Here is a 215-nt window from a genome sequence, read left to right on the forward strand (position 1 = left end):
GCCATATCCCATTTAATTTTTTCGCGTGTGGAAGAATCCTGAAGTCGCGTCAGCATATCTTCCGTACCTCCATCATGCATCCATGGAGGAAGAACTGCATGAAAAACAGTAGAAGCAGCTGTATAAGGATATTGATCAAATGTAACTTCGATTCCTTCTGCACGAGCAGCATCTAACTTTTCTAACGCTATCTCAAATTTATTGCGGTTCACATT

1 pseudogene is annotated in these 215 nt (G+C 40.9%); it reads right to left on the bottom strand.

Annotation, left to right across the window (positions count from 1 at the left end):
* Positions 1 to 215 (bottom strand): annotated as a pseudogene (locus LKX83_RS33440) (N-acyl-D-amino-acid deacylase family protein); the annotation flags it as partial.

This window comes from Cohnella baijiui (genome assembly GCF_020731285.1).
Classification (GTDB): Bacteria; Bacillota; Bacilli; order Paenibacillales; family Paenibacillaceae; genus Cohnella.